This window comes from Embleya sp. L77 (assembly GCF_055557415.1).
On record NZ_CM145709.1, the window covers coordinates 5,074,989 to 5,092,393 of the forward strand.

Annotated in this window: 18 protein-coding genes; 16 read left to right on the top strand and 2 right to left on the bottom strand. The window is 72.3% G+C overall.

Annotated elements, in window-relative coordinates:
- The first annotated feature begins 82 nt into the window (after positions 1-82).
- From ACZOOI_RS21780 to ACZOOI_RS21795, 4 genes are all read left to right on the top strand, one after another.
- Complete coding sequence (locus ACZOOI_RS21780) at positions 83-649, top strand: helix-turn-helix domain-containing protein (RefSeq protein WP_465277403.1); 567 nt, start codon at positions 83-85, stop codon at positions 647-649.
- A gap of 110 nt (positions 650-759) precedes the next feature.
- Positions 760-2,043, top strand: a complete 1,284-nt coding sequence (locus tag ACZOOI_RS21785; RefSeq protein WP_465277404.1) for an MFS transporter — start codon at positions 760-762, stop codon at positions 2,041-2,043.
- 63 nt (positions 2,044-2,106) lie between these two features.
- Positions 2,107-2,985, top strand: a complete 879-nt coding sequence (locus tag ACZOOI_RS21790; RefSeq protein ID WP_391582607.1) for a septum formation family protein — start codon at positions 2,107-2,109, stop codon at positions 2,983-2,985.
- A gap of 36 nt (positions 2,986-3,021) precedes the next feature.
- Positions 3,022-3,909 carry a septum formation family protein gene (locus tag ACZOOI_RS21795; protein WP_465277405.1) on the top strand — a complete coding sequence of 296 codons (888 nt, stop codon included), beginning with the start codon at positions 3,022-3,024 and terminating at the stop codon, positions 3,907-3,909.
- Between the two features lie 99 nt (positions 3,910-4,008).
- On the opposite strand, the gene ACZOOI_RS21800 is transcribed toward ACZOOI_RS21795, so the two are convergent.
- Positions 4,009-5,862: an ABC transporter ATP-binding protein gene (locus ACZOOI_RS21800; RefSeq protein WP_465277406.1), complete on the bottom strand. Its 1,854-nt coding sequence runs from the start codon at positions 5,860-5,862 to the stop codon at positions 4,009-4,011.
- Positions 5,859-7,676: an ABC transporter ATP-binding protein gene (locus tag ACZOOI_RS21805; RefSeq protein ID WP_465277407.1), complete on the bottom strand. Its 1,818-nt coding sequence runs from the start codon at positions 7,674-7,676 to the stop codon at positions 5,859-5,861. The genes ACZOOI_RS21800 and ACZOOI_RS21805 overlap by 4 nt, the downstream gene beginning before the upstream one ends.
- 302 nt (positions 7,677-7,978) lie before the next feature.
- Here ACZOOI_RS21805 and ACZOOI_RS21810 point away from each other — a divergent pair, with 302 nt between their 5' ends.
- From ACZOOI_RS21810 to trpA, 12 genes are all read left to right on the top strand, one after another.
- Positions 7,979-9,136 carry an alpha/beta hydrolase gene (locus tag ACZOOI_RS21810; RefSeq protein ID WP_465277408.1) on the top strand — a complete coding sequence of 386 codons (1,158 nt, stop codon included), beginning with the start codon at positions 7,979-7,981 and terminating at the stop codon, positions 9,134-9,136.
- A gap of 77 nt (positions 9,137-9,213) precedes the next feature.
- Entirely contained in the window at positions 9,214-9,864 is a 651-nt protein-coding gene (locus ACZOOI_RS21815) for a TIGR03085 family metal-binding protein (RefSeq protein ID WP_465277409.1), read from the top strand.
- Positions 9,865-9,907: 43 nt separating this feature from the next.
- Entirely contained in the window at positions 9,908-10,285 is a 378-nt protein-coding gene (gene hisI / locus ACZOOI_RS21820; protein WP_396005659.1) for a phosphoribosyl-AMP cyclohydrolase, read from the top strand.
- A 70-nt stretch (positions 10,286-10,355) separates the two neighbouring features.
- Positions 10,356-11,909 (top strand): anthranilate synthase component I, encoded by a 1,554-nt coding sequence (locus ACZOOI_RS21825; protein ID WP_465277410.1) that lies wholly within the window; start codon positions 10,356-10,358, stop codon positions 11,907-11,909.
- A gap of 53 nt (positions 11,910-11,962) precedes the next feature.
- A complete protein-coding gene (locus ACZOOI_RS21830; protein ID WP_465277411.1) occupies positions 11,963-12,718 on the top strand; it encodes a TIGR02234 family membrane protein in 756 nt (251 codons plus the stop codon).
- A 114-nt stretch (positions 12,719-12,832) separates the two neighbouring features.
- Positions 12,833-13,042 carry an HGxxPAAW family protein gene (locus tag ACZOOI_RS21835; protein WP_020552884.1) on the top strand — a complete coding sequence of 70 codons (210 nt, stop codon included), beginning with the start codon at positions 12,833-12,835 and terminating at the stop codon, positions 13,040-13,042.
- Positions 13,043-13,194: 152 nt separating this feature from the next.
- Positions 13,195-13,596: a CD225/dispanin family protein gene (locus ACZOOI_RS21840; RefSeq protein WP_465277412.1), complete on the top strand. Its 402-nt coding sequence runs from the start codon at positions 13,195-13,197 to the stop codon at positions 13,594-13,596.
- A 28-nt stretch (positions 13,597-13,624) separates the two neighbouring features.
- Positions 13,625-14,056 (top strand): DUF2752 domain-containing protein, encoded by a 432-nt coding sequence (locus tag ACZOOI_RS21845; protein WP_465277413.1) that lies wholly within the window; start codon positions 13,625-13,627, stop codon positions 14,054-14,056.
- 177 nt (positions 14,057-14,233) lie between these two features.
- Positions 14,234-15,043 (top strand): indole-3-glycerol phosphate synthase TrpC, encoded by an 810-nt coding sequence (gene trpC, locus ACZOOI_RS21850; RefSeq protein ID WP_395778767.1) that lies wholly within the window; start codon positions 14,234-14,236, stop codon positions 15,041-15,043.
- Between the two features lie 13 nt (positions 15,044-15,056).
- Positions 15,057-15,206 carry a tryptophan biosynthesis modulator TrpM gene (gene trpM, locus ACZOOI_RS21855; RefSeq protein ID WP_391582594.1) on the top strand — a complete coding sequence of 50 codons (150 nt, stop codon included), beginning with the start codon at positions 15,057-15,059 and terminating at the stop codon, positions 15,204-15,206.
- A gap of 56 nt (positions 15,207-15,262) precedes the next feature.
- Positions 15,263-16,483, top strand: a complete 1,221-nt coding sequence (gene trpB / locus ACZOOI_RS21860; RefSeq protein WP_465277414.1) for a tryptophan synthase subunit beta — start codon at positions 15,263-15,265, stop codon at positions 16,481-16,483.
- Positions 16,480-17,295, top strand: coding sequence for a tryptophan synthase subunit alpha (trpA, locus tag ACZOOI_RS21865; protein ID WP_465277415.1), 816 nt, complete (start codon positions 16,480-16,482; stop codon positions 17,293-17,295). The genes trpB and trpA overlap by 4 nt, the downstream gene beginning before the upstream one ends.
- The last annotated feature ends 110 nt before the right edge of the window (positions 17,296-17,405 follow it).

Consider the following 17,405-nt stretch of genomic DNA (forward strand, 5'->3'; position numbering starts at 1 on the left):
TCGGCTTTTTCGTGGACAGATGCGAAGGGATTCTTGCGAAAGACTTATTGCGAAAGCATATTTTCGGATCTAGGCTGAGGTCATGAGCGAGCAGCCGCCGGCGCGCCGGATGATCAGGGACGTACAGACGCTCAAGGTGTTCACCCACCCGCTGCGAATCACCGTGTTGCGGATGCTGCACGCCGGCGGTCCGGCCACCGCGTCGATGCTGGCCAAGCGGGTCGACGCGACGCCGGCGCTGGTCAGCTACCACGTGCGCACGCTGGCCGGACACGGCTTCGTGGTCGAGGACCCCGAGCACGCCGAGGACGGGCGCGAGCGCTGGTGGAAGGTGGTCGAGGACCTCACCTTCTCGTTGGGCGACTTCGCCGAGGACCGGGTCGGTCGGGACCTCTCCGCGAGCATCGCGCGGGTGCTGGGTTCGCAGTCCGAGGACCGCTACCGGCGCTTCCTGGACGAGATGGAGTCCTGGGGTGCGGAGTGGTCGGGCGCTGCCTTCAGCGGCGCACCCACGCTCCGGCTGACCGCCGTCGAACTGCGCGAACTGGCGGGCGCCATCGAGAAACTCGTGGACGGCTACCGGAATCGGGAGAGCCCCGGCGCCGAGCACGTGGAGATCTACTACCGCGGCTTCCCGTACCGCCTGTGAGGGACCCGGAGCCGCCGGCACCTCCCGCGCAGCAACGACCGCACGGTTCGCCTGCACGCCGCGCAGCACGCGCGGCACACGCGGATCACGTCATCGGAACGGGGACCACCATGGCCGTCACGAGCACCGCCGCCGCGCCGCCGCGGCTCGCCCATCGCGACCCGCGCGTACTGGCCTGGCTCGGCGCCTACACCGCGTCCCTGATCGGTGATCAGATCTGGTTCCTCGCGCTGTCGTGGACCGCGGTGCGCAGCGGCGACGCCACGCAGGCCGGCCTGGTGCTGGCCGCCGGGTCGCTGCCCCGGGCCCTGCTGATGTTGCCGGGCGGCGCGATCGTGGACCGGTACGGACCGCGCCGGGTGGTGATCGGCAGCGACCTGGTGCGCTGCGTGGTGATGCTGGTCGCCGCGCTCGCGGTCGCGGCGAGCAGTCCGGCGGTCTGGCTGCTGGTGGCGATCGCGCTGGTGTTCGGCGCCGTGGACGCGTTGTTCATGCCCGCCGTCGGCGCATTGCCGGTGCGGCTGACCACGCGTACCCAACTGGTCCGGGTGCAGGGGATGCGCTCGGTGTCCCAGCGGGTGGCCACCGTGGTGTCCGCGCCGATCGGCGGTGCGGTGCTGGCGTGGGGCGACGCCGAGTCGGCCTTCCTGCTCGATGCGGCACTGTTCGCGCTCTCCCTCGTGCTGCTGTGGCGACTTCGCCCGGGGCCCCTCCCGGAGGCCGAAACGGGCGTCGAGGAGCCCGAGTCGGGCCTGTGGGAGGGATTGCGCTACGTGGCTCGGCACCCGGTGTTGCGGTCGCTCCTGGTGGTCACCGCGCTGATGGAGGCGGGCTTCGCCCTCCCGATGAACATCGGCATCGTGCTGCTCGCCGACGACACGGGCTGGGGGCCGGGCGGGATGGGCCTGGTGCTGGGCGCGTGGGGGGTCGGCGCGGCAATCGGCGCCCTGGGACTGACGGTTGCGGGCCGGGTGCCGCGTCCCGGACTCCTGCTGCCGGTGGGCATGCTCGTGATGGCCACGAGCCTGGTCGGTCTGGGCTACGCGTCCGGGATCGGGGTCGGGGTGGCCTGCGCGGCGGTGCTGGGCATCGCCACCGGCGTGGTCGGCGGCTCCGGGAACGCCCTTGTGCAGGCCGCCTGCGCACCCGGTGCGCTGGGCCGGGTCACCGCGATCCAGATGCTGGTCGGGGTCGGCCTGATCCCGCTGTTGTACCCCGTCGGCGGCCTCGTCGCCTCGGCCCACGGACCCTCGACGGTGTTCGCCGGGGGCGCCGGCGCGATGCTCCTGGGGGTGCTCGTGGCCGTGGTGAGCAGACCGTTTCGCCGGCAGCCCCCGGCCGGCGGAGGTGAAATCGGGTCACGGAAGGATTCCGGTCCCACAACGATCATCTGACCCGGAGTCAAGTAGTTGGGCCCGGTCGAGCGGTGGCTTCACCCGATCAGGCAGGCTAGGCACATGACGACGCCGCCATCACCCGGACAGGGTGGCTACCCCGGCTATGGGCAGCAGCCAGGCCAGGGTTATCCGAGCAATCAGCCGTACCCGGGGCAGCAGTACCCGCAGGGCGGCCAACAGTATCCGCAGGGCGGTGGGCAGTATCCGCCGCCGCAGAGCCCGTACGGTGGCTCCCCGCAATACCCGGGGGCCGGCGGCGGACCGCAGTATCCCGGCAACTACGGCGGTGGAGGCTACGGCGGCGGCATGCCGCCGGGGCCCAACCAGGGCGGCTCCGGCAAGGGCCCGCTGATCGCCGTGGTGATCGCCGCGATCGTCGTGGTCGGCGGCATCATCGCCACGCTGGTGGTGGTGCTGGGCGGCGACGACAAGAAGGACAAGACCGCCTCTCCCACGAACAGCGCGACCGGCTCGGCGAGTTCCTCGCCGTCGAGCAGCGCGAGTGCGAGTGCGCCGCCCACCACGCGCCCGACCACCTCGCGCCCGACCACGCCCCGGACCACCGCGTCCGGCACGGCGGACCCGGACCTGCCCTCCGAGGTGCAGTACGTGGACCTGTCCAAGGGCGACTGCGTCACCCTGGACACCACCTCGGGCACCATCGACAAGAAGTCCTGCACCAGCACGCACAACGGCGAGGTCATCATGACCTTCGAGCTGAGCGGCAGCACCTACCCGGGTGAGGCCTCGATCACGGATCAGACCGAGTCGAAGTGCACCCCGGCGATGAACACGGCGGTCGGCGGCCGGTCCGACGCCTCGCAGTTCACCTTCACCTACACCTACCCCAAGCAGCCGGGGTGGGACATCGGCCGCCGCAAGGTGACCTGCATCGCGAAGTACAAGTCGGGGCAGACACTCACCAAGCCACTGCGCTGACCCGGGCGCTCGGCCCTTGGGGGAGGGATCGATCTGATGAGCACTCCCGGCGGATATCCCGGCGGCAATCAAGGCGGCGGCTACGGCGGGGGAGGGTACGGCGGAGGAGCTGGTGGCTATCCCGGCGGGCCCGCGGGCCCACCACCCGCGGGGTCACCCCCGGCGAACCCGCCCTACGACGGCCCGACGATCGGCGGCCCGCCGTACGGAGGCGGCGGCCCGCCGTACGGTGGTGGTCCCCCCTACGGTGGCGGTCCCCCCTACGGCGGCCCTCCGCCCTACGGCTCGGGCGGCCCCGGCGGTCCGTCCGGCGGCCGGGGCAGCGGACGTGTGGTCCTGATCGTGGTGGTCGTCGCCCTGGTCATCGCCGGCGGCGTGATCGCCCTGGTGCTGAGCCTGGGCGGGGACGACAAGAAGGACGACAAGGCGGGCCCGGCGGACACCACGGCCAGGTCCACCACCAGTGCACCGCCGACCGGTCCGCAGCCGACCACCGACTCGCCGGAGCCGCCCTCCAGCGAGCCGCCGAGCACGGAGCCTCCCGGAACTCCGGTGGCCACCAACTCGAACGGCAGCGTCGCGGTCAAGAAGGTCCCGCTCAGCCCGGGCGACTGCATCGCATTCGTCACGGGCAGCACGGACGTGAACAAGGTCGCGTGCACGAGCCCGCACGACGGCCAGCACGTCAAGAACGTCGCGCTGCCGGACGGCACCTGGCCCGGCGACGCGGAGATGGACACGAAGGCGTCCGCGGTGTGCAAGCCGATCGCCGAGCCGGTGATCGCCCGGCAACCGCAGGCCGACGAGCTGACCTGGTTGTACATCTATCCGAAGGAATCCGGCTGGAGCGGCGGCGACCGCGAGGTCCAGTGCCTGGTCTCCTACACGGACGAGACCAAGAAGCTGACGGCACCGCTGAAATAGCGATCGGTGCGGGAAACGTCCTCGAACGCCGGACGGGAAACGCCGGACGGGCCGAAATCGGCCCGTCCGGCGTTCGAGGACAACCGGCCGTGAGCCGGTTCAGCGAGGTGCCGTCTTCTGCTGCGCCATCCACGAGGCATGCAGCCGCGCATAGATCCCGCCGGCCGCGACCAGGCGGGCGTGCGGGCCGCGCTCGACCAGCTTCCCGGCGTCGAACACGAGCACCTCGTCGGCCGATTCGGCGGTGGACATCCGGTGCGCGATGAACACCGCGGTGCGGCCCCGGGTCAGCCCGTCCAGGGCCCGCCCGATCCGCACCTCGGTGGCCGGGTCGACGGCCGACGTCGCCTCGTCCAGGACCAGCAGGTCGGGGTCGGCTATGTAGGCCCGCACCAGCGCGACCAACTGCCGCTCGCCCGCCGACAACGACTCGCCGCGCTGACCCACCGGAGTGTCCAGGCCCGCGGCCAGCCCGGCCAGCCAGTCGGCCAAGCCCAGATCGGTGAACGCGGTGCGAATGGCCGCGTCGTCCGCGTCCGGCCGGCCGTACCGCACGTTCTCGCGCAGCGTGGCGTCGAACAGGAAGCCCTCCTGCGGCACCATCACCACCCGGGCACGCAACGACGAGAAGCGCACCCGGGGCAGTTCGACGCCGTCCAGGAGCACCCGGCCCTCGTCCGGATCGACCAGCCGGGTCAGCAGCTTGGCGAACGTGGTCTTGCCCGAACCGGTCTCGCCGACCACCGCGACCCGGGTCCTGGGCGCGAGCGTCACGTCCACGTCGTGCAGGATCCGCGGCCCGCCCGGATAGCCGTACGAGACGTGGTCGAACGCGACCTCGACCGGGCCGCGCGGGAGCACCTCGCCCGCCTCGCCCGGGTCGGCGATGTCCGGCTCCGCGTCCAGCACCTCCAACACCCGACGCCAGCCCGCGAGCGCGTTCTGCGCCTCGTTGAGGATCTCCACGCCCATCTGTACCGGGCCCACGAACAGCGTGACCAGGAACAGGAAGGCGACCAGCTCGCCGACGCTGAGCTGCCCGTCGATGCCCAGCCACACGCCCACCACGACCACGAGCCCGTTGGCCAGGCCGACCACGAACTCGCCCATCGGGAAGGTCAGCGCGACGAACAACTGGGCGCGGGTCTGTGCGTCCCGGTGCGCGTTCACCGACTCGTCGATGCGATGCGCGGTGCGCTCCTCGATGCCGTGCGCACGCACGATCGCGGCGCCCACGACCGGCTCCGCGATGGCGCCGAGCATCCGGCCCATGGCCACCCGTACGTGCGAGTAGGCCGCGGCGATGCGCTTTTGCACCGCGCGCATGAAGAAGTACAGCGGCGCGAAGCACACCCACACCAACAGCGTGAGCTGCCACGAGTAGACGAACATCAGCACCGTTACCAGCGCGATCTGCCCGACGCTGACGATCAGCAGCAGACCGCCGAACTGGATGAACCGGCTGATCGTGTCCACGTCGCCGGTCACCCGCGAGACCAGCGAGCCGCGCTTCTCGGACTGCTGGTGCAGCGTGGACAGGTCGTGGATGTGCCGGAACGCGGCCACCCGCAGGGTGGACAGGCCGCGCTCGCTGGTGCGGTACAGGCGCACGTTCATCGCGTACGCGGACACCGCCGTGACCACCACCGCGAGCGCCGCGACCGCGGCCATCGTGCGCACCACGGTCAGGTCGGGACCGGCGTCGGCGCGCAGCCCGCGGTCGATGGTCTGCTGCACGGCCAGCGGCACCACGATCCGCCCGGCCGTGCCGACCACGGCGAGCAGCAGCGTGACGATCAGGCCCTCGGTGAACTCCGGGGTCATCCGCAGGCCGCGGCGCAGCACGGCGAGGCCGGACTCGGCGGGGCCGGTGGAGTCGGGGTCGGCGCCGATGCGCGACCCGGGTTTTTGGTCCGGTTCGGGCGTCTTGCGCGCAACGGTGGCGATACTCATGAAGCCGTGGCCTCCTCGGCCCCGCTGACGTCGATGTCGATGTCCTCGTCCACGCCCTCGCGCGCGGCCCGCTCGTAGGCGTTGACCAGTCGGCGGTAGCCCACCGAGCGGTCCAGCAACTCGTGGTGCGGGCCGCGATCGAGCACCCGGCCGCCCTCGACGTAGACCACCTCGTCGGCGAGCGCGATGGTGGCCTTGCGGTAGGCGACCACGACCACGGTCGCCGGGCCCGCGTCGCGCAGCCCGTGCAGGATGGCCGCCTCCACCCGCGGGTCCACGGCCGAGGTCGCGTCGTCCAGGACCAGCAGGCGCGGCCGGCGCACCAGCGCCCGGGCCAGCGCGATCCGCTGGCGCTGCCCACCGGAGAGCGTGGTCCCGCGCTCGCCCACCTGGGTGTCCAGGCCCTCGGGCAGCGCGGTCACGAAGTCGGCCTGGGCGATCCGCAACGCCTCGTGCACCGCCGCGTCGTCCAGGTCCAGACCCAGGGTGATGTTGTCGCGCACGCTGTCGTCGAACAGGAACGCCTGCTGCGGGACCAGCGCGGCGGTGGCCGCGACCCCGCCGCGCCGATAGTCGCGCAGGTCGGTGCCGTCCAGCAGGACCCCGCCGTCGAGCGGATCGACCAGGCGCACCAGCAGCGACACCAGCGTGGACTTGCCGGAGCCGGTCGGCCCGACGATCGCGATGGTGCGCCCGGGCTCGACCTCGAAGGCCACGTCGTGCAGCACGTCGGTGTCGTCGGTGTAGCCGAAGCGCACCGCGCGGGCCTCCAGACGGGCCGGACCGGCCGCGGAGTCGCCGCCCTCGATCGCGCCGTAGGCGTGCTCGCCCTCCGCGTCCAGCACCCCCTTGACCCGGTCGAAGCCGACCACCGAGCGCGGCATGTCGCCCAGCAGCCAGCCGATCGCCCGGACCGGGAAGGCCAACAGGGTGAACAGGTAGGCCACCTGCACCAGATCGCCGGGAGCCAGGTTCCCGTGCGAGACCCGCACCGTGCCGACCACCAGCACCAGCAGCACACCGAAGCTCGGCAGCGCCTCCAGCATCGGGTCGAACAGGGCCCGGACCCGGCCCACCGCGATGTTCGCGTCGGCCAACTCGCGCGAGGCGGCGGCGAAACGGGTGGTCTCCTCGGTCTCCCGGCCCAGCGTCTTGACCACCAGCGCACCGTCGAAGCTCTCGTGCGCGATCTCGGCGACGTCGGCACGCAACTCCTGCGCACGCATCGCCAGCGGTCCCTGCTTGCGCTGGTAGATCACGTTGAGCACGGCGATCGCCGGGAAGATCACGAAGCCGACCAGCGCGAGCGCCCAGTCGGTGAGCACCATCGAGATCGCCGCGACGAACAACATCACCATCACACCGGTGGCCATCGGCAGCGGCGCGACCGGGTTCCAGGCCGCCTCGACGTCGGCGTTCGCGTTGGACAGCAGCGTCCCGGTGGGGTGGCGGTGGTGCCACGCGAGCGGCAGACGCAGGTATTGCCGGGTGACCCGGCGCCGGTAGGTGGCCTGCAGGCGGTACTGCATCACGCCCGCCCACAACCGGCGGCCGATCACCCCGAACGCCTTGAGCAGCGCGATCCCGAACACCGCCGCGAACGCTCCGACCAGCGCGCCGGCCGTGGTCCGACCGTCCCGGAAGGCCGGGATGATCACGTCGTCGGTGACCCGGCCGAGCACCAGCGCCGAGCCGACGGTCATCACGCCGTACACCGCGCTCGCGCCCACCGCGGCGGCGAAGATCCTGGGTTCCTCGCGGATCGCCACGCCGAGTACGCGCAGTCCTTGTCGCAGCACGACCTTGTCCGCCACGGGGCTCACTTTCACGGGAATCCGGCCGCCGCGAACGGGGCTGTCCGACAGGGTTGTCCACAGATGGTTGTCCAATGAAAGTACAAGGCGCCTGCGACGGTCCCGATTCCCGTCCGGACCCTCGATCGCATCCGGATCGACCGGCGCGCCTCGGCTTGGAGCGGATCTTTCCCGCATGTCACCCTGTTTCGGGCGCTCCCGCCGGACGGGCCGGAGTGCGCCCCGCACACGCAACCGAACCCCGGGCCGGCCGCGTCTTTAGGGCGTGCCCTGACCATGATCGACAGACCGAGGACGCCGCTGTGGGCCTCACCAGCCTCAAACTGATAATCCTGCTCGGCGTCGTCGCGTTCGCGGCAGCCGCCGCCGCCGTGTTCTTCTGGCCCAAGTTGTCCCGCCAGGGAGTGCTGCCGATCCTGGGACGGATCGGCATCCTGTTGAGCACGCAGGTGCTGCTGATGGCCACCGTGGCGGTGATCGGCAACCGCTACTTCGTCTTCTACACGACCTGGGACGACCTGCTCGGGCACACCGGCAAGCCCGTCGTGAACTTCGGCGCCGCCGGTCCCGGTGACGTGCCCAAACTGGTCAAGGAGAACGGGACCGAGACGATCGACGTCCCGCAGGGCAAGAACCCGCAGGCCGCGGGACAGATCATGCAGGTCGACGTGGCCGGCCGGCGCAGCGGCATGGGCTCGCCGGCGCTGGTGTACCTGCCGCCGCAGTACTTCCAGGCCCAGTACAAGGACCGGCGCTTCCCGGTCGTGGTCGTGCTCACCGGCTACCCCGGCAACGAGCGCAACCTGGTCACCCGCCTGGAACTGCCCAAGTTCGCCGCGAACGAGATAGCCGCGGGCCGGGTCCAGCCCACCATCTACGTGATGATGCGACCGAGCGCCGGCGCCAACCGCGACACCGAGTGCACCGACGTGCCCGGCGGACCGCAGGTGGGCATGTTCTTCAGCCAGGACCTGCCCGAGGCGATCAGCCAGGCCTACCGGGTCGCGCCCGGAGCGCGCGGCTGGGCCATGCTCGGCGACTCCACCGGCGGCTACTGCGCCGCCAAGCTGGCCATGCTCAACTCGGACCGGATCGGCGCGGGCGTCGCACTGTCCGCCGACTACGGCGCGCCGATGGACGGCGACACCGGCGACCTGTACGGCGGCAGCAAGGCGTACCGCAACCAGAACGACCTGATGTGGCGGCTGAAGAACATGCCGATGCCGCCGGTCAGCCTGCTGCTCACCAGCAGCGAGAGCGGCGAGCCCAACCTGCCCGAGACCAGGGAGTTCCAGCGGTTGGCCAAACCGCCGCTGAAGGTGGACACGCTGGTGCTGCCCACCGGCGGACACAACTTCAAGACCTGGCAGGCGGTGCTGCCGGACGCGCTGCGCTGGCTGAGCGCGCAGCAGAAGAGCGATCAGCCCAAGGATTCCGCCCCGGTGGCCGCCTCGCCCTGACACCCGCGCCGGCACGATCGACCGGATCGTGCCCCGGTTGCCTTGACCGCGCCCGGTGCGGGCCGAAGGATCGGCACATGCCGACATCCCACGCTCGCACCGAACGCGCCGCACTCGCCGAACTGCTGCGCGTCCTGGGCCCGGACGCACCGACCCTGTGCGCGGGCTGGACCACCCGCGACCTCGCGGCCCACCTGGTGGTCCGCGAGCACCGCCCCGACTCGGCGCCGGGCATCATGCTCGCGCCGCTCGCGGGCTACACCGAGAAGGTCCGGCTGCGGCAGGCGGCCAAGCCGTACGAGCAGAGCGTGCGACAGGTCGCGGACGGCCCGCCGAAGTTGTCCGTGTTCGGCATCCCCGGCGTGGACGCGGCGGCCAACACGATGGAGTACTTCATCCACCTGGAGGACGTACGCCGGGCCCAACCCGGCGGCGCCGAACCACGCGAACTGGACCCCCAACTCACCGAGATCCTGTGGAAGCGGGCCAGGGGCGCCGCACGGATGGCGCTGCGCGGCGTCCCGGTGGGCGTGGCGCTGCGCCGCACCGACACCGCGACCGGGCAACCCGCGCAGACCGTGCACAAGGGCACGCCCGTGGTGACGCTGAGCGGACACCCCGGCGAGCTGCTCCTGTACCTGTTCGGCCGCAAGGACCAGGCCCGGGTCGAGATCGAGGGCGAAGCGGCCGCGATCGAGACCCTGCGTACGGCCCGTACCGGCCTGTGAACACCCGACCGGGCGGCCCGCGTCGGTCTGCGACAATGCGCGCATGACCGGCGCCCCCCACCCGCCCGCGCGGCCCTCCGACCTCGACCCGACCATCGCCGCGCGCCTCAAGCGCGACCCCGACGGCCTGATCGCCGCCGTGGCGCAGGCCGCCGACACCGGCGAGGTGCTGATGGTCGGCTGGATGGACGACGAGGCGCTGCACCGCACGCTGACCACCGGCCGATGCACCTACTGGAGCCGCAGCCGGCAGGAGTACTGGGTCAAGGGCGACACCTCCGGCCACGTGCAGAAGGTCCGCTCGGTCGCGCTCGACTGCGACGGCGACGCCGTGCTCGTGCGGGTCGAGCAGACCGGCGCCGCGTGCCACACCGGCGACCGCACCTGCTTCGACGCGGACGTCCTGCTCGTCTCCGACTGACCGCCGCCGGAGCGGGCCCGCGTGGCCCCGGCTCCGCCCGACCTCGCCGCCCCGGGAGATTGCGCACGCCATGACCACCGGAACCGTCATCCCCGACCTCGACACCTTCCGGACGCTCGCGCGCGACCGGCGGGTCATCCCCGTCACCCGGCGCTTCCTGGCCGACGGCGACACCCCCGTGGGCCTGTACCGCAAGCTCGCCGCCGAGCGGCCCGGCACGTTCCTGCTCGAATCCGCCGAGAACGGCCGTTCGTGGTCGCGCTATTCGTTCGTGGGCGTGCGCAGCGCGGCGGTGCTCACCGAGGCGGCCGGGCGGGCCCGCTGGCTGGGCACCCCGCCGGTGGGCGTGCCGGTGGACGGCGATCCGCTGGAGGTACTCCGGGCCACCGTGGCCGCGTTGCACACCCCGCACGGCGTTCCGGGCCTGGAACTGCCGCCGCTGACCGGCGGGATGGTCGGCTACCTCGGCTACGACGTGGTGCGCCGGCTGGAGCGGCTGCCGGAGTCGGCCGTGGACGACCTGCACGTGCCCGAGTTGATGATGTTCCTGGCCACCGACCTGGCGGTGCTCGACCACGTGGACGGCAGCGTGCTGCTGATCGCCAACGCGATCAACCACGACAACCGCGAGTCCGGCGTCGACGACGCCTATCACGCGGCGGTGGCCCGGCTGGACGCGATGACCGCCGACCTGGCCCGGCCGACCGGCCTGGCCGCGGCGGCGTTCGAGCGCGGCGCGGTCGCCGAGGCGGTCGGCCCGTGGGGTTCGACCGCCTATCGCAAGGCGGTGGAGGCGGCCAAGGAGGAGATCCGGGCCGGCGAGGCGTTCCAGATCGTGCTGTCCCAGCGCTTCGAGATGCCCACCGAGGCCGGCGCCCTGGACGTGTACCGGATCCTGCGCGCGACCAACCCCAGCCCGTACATGTACCTGTTCCGGCTGCCCGGTCCGGACGGCGGCGCCGAGGGCGGCTTCGACGTGGTCGGCTCCAGCCCCGAGGCGCTGGTCAAGGTCGAGGACGGGCGCGCGATGCTGCACCCGATCGCGGGCACCCGTCCGCGCGGCGCCACCCCTGCCGAGGACGCCGACCTGGCCGAGGAGTTGCTCGCCGACCCCAAGGAACGCGCCGAGCACCTGATGCTCGTCGACCTGGGCCGCAACGACCTGGGCCGGGTCTGCGCGCCCGGCACGGTCGAGGTGATCGACTTCATGTCGGTCGAGCGGTACAGCCACGTGATGCACATCGTGTCCACCGTGGTGGGCGAGTTGGCCCCGGGCCGCACCGCGTTGGACGTGTTCGCCGCGTGCTTCCCGGCGGGCACCCTGTCCGGCGCGCCCAAACCGCGGGCGATGGAGATCATCGAGAACTTCGAGCCCACCCGGCGCGGCCTGTACGGCGGTTGTGTGGGCTACGTCGACTTCGCCGGCGACCTGGACACCGCGATCGCGATCCGTACCGCGCTGATCCGCGACGGCGTGGCCTACGTCCAGGCCGGGGCGGGCGTGGTCGCCGACTCCTCGCCCGAGGCCGAGGACGTCGAATGCCGCAACAAGGCGGCCGCGGTGCTGCGCGCGGTGGCCATCGCGGCGACGCTCGAACCGGCGCACGACGTCCGGACCGGGTAGACCCGCGCGAACCCCGGGTCGGGCCGCCGCGAAGCGTGGGTCATGCTGGTGACATGAGCGACGCGAGGACCGAGGCCGGCGCAGCGGGTGCCGGCACCGAGACGCACGACCGAGCGGCCGGCGAACCGGCGGGTGCTGCCGCGGGGCGGGCGGCGGAGCCGGGCGAGGCACAATCCGTCGAGGCGGGGTCGGACGAGGCGGGGTCGGTCGAGGACCGGGCTTTGCGCGAGCGCAGGGCCGCCCGGCGCGAGTTGACCGTCACGGTCCTGCTCGCCCTGGTCGGCGCGGCCCTGGTGCTCTCGGTGGCCGGCCGCACCTGGGCCGAGGGCACCGCACCGGTGCACGGCTCGCGGATCGCGGTGCATGCGAGCGGCAACGCGATCAACAAGGCGACCTCCGCGTTGGCCCTGCTCGGGCTCGCGGGCGCCCTCGCGGTGCTCGCCACCCGGACGATCGGCCGGACCGCGATCGGTGCCCTGGTGACCCTGGCCGGGATCGGCGTCACGGTGCTGGCCGTGCGGGGCGCGGGCGACACGTCGGCGGTGAACTCCGAGGCGGCGGGCAAGGCGGCCGTCGAGGGGGTCCGCGCGGTGGACGTGAGCCACACGATCTGGCCGTGGTTCGCGGCCGTGGGCGGCGTGCTGATCCTGCTCGCGGGCCTGCTCGTGGTGCTTCGGGGCCGGCGCTGGCCCGGGATGTCCAACCGCTACGAGGCCCCGGCGGGCAAGGCGGTCGCCGCCAGGCGCGGCCCGGCCACCAACGCCGACCTGTGGAACGCGTTGGACCGGGGCGAGGACCCCACGCGCTGAGCACTGCTCCCGACGGGTGACAATAAGAATCGCGCGGTTGTCATCGCGGCGCCCCGAACGGCGTCACGGCAACCGCGCCCACGCGTGTGAAATGTGAAGCCGAAGGAGTAAGCGATGTCGTCGCAAGCCGGAAACCACGGCAGCACCCCCGCCGCCTGGACCGTGACCATACTGGCGCTGATCGGCTGCACGATCTCCGGCGTCGCGATGATCGCGGCCAACGTGATGTTGTTCTGGGCCGGCGCGGCCGTGGTCCTGGTGGGCTGCATCGCCGGTGCGGGCATGCGGATGGGTGGTCTGGGCGCGGCACCCGCGCGTCGCTGACGTCCGGCTTCGGCCTCGAGCGCCCGGCCCGGCCGATTCGGCCTCGAGCCTCGGCCGGGCCGGTGGGGTTTGCCCGGTCGGCGTTTGCGGCGGTGGGCTCGGTGCTGTTCTAGGGTGGGCGTGCCGTTGCGGCGCTACGCCGAGGGGGGAATGTGGCCTACGGCTACCCGGGGGTTCCCGGTGGCGGTGAGGAGCGTTCGGATCGGACGCGGGAGTGGAACGCGCCGGCCCGGCCGTTCGGGCACGCCATGCCGTACGGGCCGCCGACCACGCCGCCGCCCGCCGGTCCGCCGCCCGGCCCACCGGAGAACTACCTCGCGTGGGCGGTCGTGGCGACCGTCTTCTGTTGCTTCCTCGCGGGTGTGCCCGCGCTGCTCGCGGCGACCAGTGTCAACGATCGTTGGCACCGCGGCGACGTGGCCGGCGCCCGACTCGCCTCGTTGCGGGCCCGCAACTGGACCATCGGCACGGTCCTGCTCGGCGTGATCTTCTGGACCACCTGGATGGTCGGCGTCTTCCTTCTCGGCTGGAAAGACACGCTGGGTGACCTCTGACGGTGGGCCCCGACGGCACAATGGGCCGATGACCACCCCGGCCCGCCCCGCGCCCGGCACCGGCTTCCGGCTGCGCAACCTCGGTCTGCCCGCCGCGAGCCTGGCCCTGCTCACCGCCGCGACCGCCTATGTGGGACTGGTCGATCCGCGCGAGAGCGGCCACTATCCCCCGTGCCCGTACCTGGTGGTCACCGGCCTGGCCTGCCCCGGCTGCGGCGGGTTGCGGTGTGTGCACGCGCTCACCCATCTCGACCTGTCCGCCGCGCTGGGCTACAACGCGCTGGCGGTCGCGCTGTTCCCGCTGATCGGCCTGTTGTGGCTGTGCTGGGCGGTGCGTACCGCGCGCGGCGAGCCGCGCCGGGGGCTGGCCGATCCCCGCGCGCTGTGGGGCCTGCTCGCGGTCGTGGTGCTCTTCTGGGTGGTCCGGGACCTGCCGTTCGGCGCGCCGCTCGCGCCCTGACGCACAGTGACGGCCGGTGATTCCGCCGGCCGGACCGTGCGCACGAACCCACCGTGCGACGCCGTATGCTGCCCCCACCTCTTCGGCGGTGCGGCGTGGACGGGTCTGTTCGAATCGGCCTATACCATCGGAGAGCCGGGGGAGCAGGTTCTCCGGACAAACGAGGGGATGTAGGGCGTGACGGTTCTCGACGAGATCATCGACGGTGTCAACGCCGACCTCGCCGAACGACAGGCCCGCGTTTCCCTTGACGAAATCAAGGAACTCGCGGCCCAGGCGCCGGCGCCCCGCGACGCGGAGAGCATCCTGCGCGGCGACGGCATCGCCGTCATCGCCGAGGTCAAGCGCTCCAGCCCCTCCAAGGGCGCGCTCGCCGCGATCGCCGACCCGGCCGGTCTGGCCGCCGACTACGAGTCCGGCGGCGCCTCGGTGATCAGCGTGCTCACCGAGCAGCGCCGATTCGGCGGCTCGCTCGACGACCTCGACGCCGTTCGCGCCGCGGTCGACATCCCGGTCCTGCGCAAGGACTTCATGGTGACGAGCTACCAGCTGTGGGAGGCCCGCGCACACGGCGCGGACGTGGCCCTGCTGATCGTCGCCGCCCTGGAGCAGAACGCGCTGATCTCGCTGATCGAGCGGTCCCGCTCGATCGGTCTCACCACGATCGTGGAGGTCCACGACGAGGAGGAGACCGCCCGCGCGCTCGACGCCGGCGCCACCGTGATCGGCGTCAACGCGCGCAACCTCAAGACCCTGGAAGTGGACCGCAACAACTTCGCCCGGATCGCCCCGCTGATCCCGGACTCGTGCGTGCGCATCGCCGAGTCCGGCGTGCGCGGTCCGCACGACCTGATCGCCTACGCCAACAACGGCGCCGACGCCGTCCTGGTGGGCGAGTCCCTGGTTACCGGTCGCGACCCGCGCAGCTCGGTCGCCGACCTGGTCGCCGCGGGCGCCCACCCGGCGATCCGGCACGGACGCGGCTGAGGACGCGAGCGGCATGAGCATGGACCCGCGACTGGCCAGGGGCTGCAAGCCCCGAGGCTGCCGCGCGCCCGCCCGTCGGGCCCGTGGACGCCGGGTGCGCTACGTGATCGGCTGCGAGCCCGGCCAGGTGCCGGGCAGCCGATGGCGCGGACACGTTTCCTGACCCACCTGTCAGCAACGTGCCGTCCGCACGGCATGCCACACCGACAAGGACCTCGCATGTCCAGCAAAGCCCAACTGCCGGACCCCTCCGGCCACTTCGGCGTATTCGGCGGGCGTTTCCTGCCCGAGGCGCTGATCGCCGCACTCGACGAACTGACCTCCGCCTACGAGAAGGCCAAGGACGACCCGGAGTTCCAGGCAGAGTTCACCGGCCTGCTGCGCGACTACGCCGGGCGCCCGAGCATCATCACCGAGGCGCCCCGCTTCGCCGAGCACGCCGGCGGCGCGCGGATCATCCTCAAGCGCGAGGATCTCAACCACACCGGCTCGCACAAGATCAACAACGTGCTCGGCCAGGCCATCCTGACCAAGCGCATGGGCAAGACCCGGGTGATCGCCGAGACCGGCGCCGGCCAGCACGGCGTGGCCACCGCGACCGCGTGCGCGCTGCTCGGCCTCGACTGCGTCATCTACATGGGCGAACTCGACACCCAGCGCCAGGCGCTGAACGTGGCCCGGATGCGGGTGCTCGGCGCCGAGGTGATCCCGGTGGCGATCGGCTCGCGCACCCTCAAGGACGCGATCAACGAGGCGCTGCGCGACTGGGTCGCCAACGTCGACAACACCCACTACCTGCTCGGCACCGCGGCCGGCGCACACCCCTTCCCGGCGATGGTCCGCGACTTCGTCAAGGTCATCTCGGTGGAGGCCCGGCAGCAGGTGCTCGACCTGACCGGCAGGCTGCCGGACGCGGTCTGCGCGTGCGTGGGCGGCGGCTCCAACGCGATCGGCGCCTTCCACGCGTTCATCCCGGACGAGGACGTGCGGCTGTACGGCTTCGAGGCGGGCGGCGACGGCGTGGAGACCGGGCGGCACGCCGCCTCGATCACCGGCGGCTCGATCGGCGTCCTGCACGGCGCACGCACCTACCTGCTCCAGGACGAGTACGGGCAGACCCGGGAATCGCACTCGATCTCGGCCGGCCTGGACTACCCGGCGGTCGGCCCCGAGCACGCGTGGCTGCACCAGACCGGCCGGGCGATCTACCGGCCGATCGACGACGCCCCCGCGATGGAGGCGTTCCGGCTGCTGTGCCGCACCGAGGGCATCATCCCGGCGATCGAATCGGCGCACGCCCTGGCCGGCGCGATCGAGGTCGGGCGCGAACTCGGACCGGACGCGACCATCCTGGTGAACCTCTCCGGGCGCGGTGACAAGGACATGCACACCGCCGCCGAGTACTTCGATCTCCTCGACGCGGAAGCGGAGCAGTCGTGACCGGCACCGGCACCACCACCAGGCTGACCGAGGTGCTGGCCGCGGCCCGCGCCGAGAACCGCGCCGCGCTGGTCGGCTACCTCCCGGCGGGCTACCCCTCCGCCGAGGGCTCCGCCGCCGCGATGCGGGCGATGGTCGAGGGCGGCTGCGACATCATCGAGGTCGGCCTGCCCTACAGCGACCCGCAGATGGACGGCCCCGTCATCCAGCGCGCCGTCGAGCACGCACTCGCCCACGGCACCAACACCCACCACGTGCTCGACAACGTGCGCGCCGTCGCCGAGACCGGCGCCGCGACGCTGGTCATGTCGTACTGGAACCCGATCGAGCGCTACGGCGTCGAGCGGTTCGCGAGCGAACTGGCCGCGGCCGGCGGCAGCGGGGTGATCACCCCCGACCTGATCCCGGACGAGGCACACGAGTGGATCGCCGCCACCGACCGGCACCACCTGGACCGGATCTTCCTGGTCGCCCTGTCCTCCTCCGACGAGCGCATCGCCTACACCACCCGCCACTGCGGCGGTTTCGTCTACGCCGCGTCGGTCATGGGCGTCACCGGGGCCCGGGCCTCGGTGAGTTCGCTCGCCGGCGACCTGGTCGCGCGCGCCCGCAAGACCACCGACCTGCCGATCTGCGTCGGCCTGGGCGTCTCCACCGCCGCCCAGGCGGCCGAGGTCGCGGCCTACGCCGACGGCGTCATCGTCGGCTCCGCGTTCGTGCGCGCCCTGCTGGACGCGCCGAACGAACAGGCCGGCCTGGACGCCGTCCGCGCCCTGGCCGCGGAGCTCGCCGAGGGTGTCCGCAAGCGCTGACGCCCCCGGAAAGCCACCGGTCCGTGTAAAAACGCGCCGAAAGGTACATCGGCTCATCAGCGGCCGCCGCAGCACTCCCGCGGCGGCCGTTGCCATGTCCGCGTCATCCC

Coding starts and splice junctions, on each gene's coding strand:
- trpB (WP_465277414.1), top strand. CDS start 15,263: ATGTCCAGCAAAGCCCAACTGCCGGACCCCTCCGGCCACTTCGGCGTA.
- trpM (WP_391582594.1), top strand. CDS start 15,057: ATGAGCATGGACCCGCGACTGGCCAGGGGCTGCAAGCCCCGAGGCTGC.
- ACZOOI_RS21845 (WP_465277413.1), top strand. CDS start 13,625: ATGACCACCCCGGCCCGCCCCGCGCCCGGCACCGGCTTCCGGCTGCGC.
- ACZOOI_RS21825 (WP_465277410.1), top strand. CDS start 10,356: ATGACCACCGGAACCGTCATCCCCGACCTCGACACCTTCCGGACGCTC.
- ACZOOI_RS21830 (WP_465277411.1), top strand. CDS start 11,963: ATGAGCGACGCGAGGACCGAGGCCGGCGCAGCGGGTGCCGGCACCGAG.
- ACZOOI_RS21835 (WP_020552884.1), top strand. CDS start 12,833: ATGTCGTCGCAAGCCGGAAACCACGGCAGCACCCCCGCCGCCTGGACC.
- ACZOOI_RS21780 (WP_465277403.1), top strand. CDS start 83: ATGAGCGAGCAGCCGCCGGCGCGCCGGATGATCAGGGACGTACAGACG.
- ACZOOI_RS21795 (WP_465277405.1), top strand. CDS start 3,022: ATGAGCACTCCCGGCGGATATCCCGGCGGCAATCAAGGCGGCGGCTAC.
- ACZOOI_RS21815 (WP_465277409.1), top strand. CDS start 9,214: ATGCCGACATCCCACGCTCGCACCGAACGCGCCGCACTCGCCGAACTG.
- ACZOOI_RS21785 (WP_465277404.1), top strand. CDS start 760: ATGGCCGTCACGAGCACCGCCGCCGCGCCGCCGCGGCTCGCCCATCGC.
- ACZOOI_RS21800 (WP_465277406.1), bottom strand. CDS start 5,862: ATGAGTATCGCCACCGTTGCGCGCAAGACGCCCGAACCGGACCAAAAA.
- hisI (WP_396005659.1), top strand. CDS start 9,908: ATGACCGGCGCCCCCCACCCGCCCGCGCGGCCCTCCGACCTCGACCCG.
- ACZOOI_RS21790 (WP_391582607.1), top strand. CDS start 2,107: ATGACGACGCCGCCATCACCCGGACAGGGTGGCTACCCCGGCTATGGG.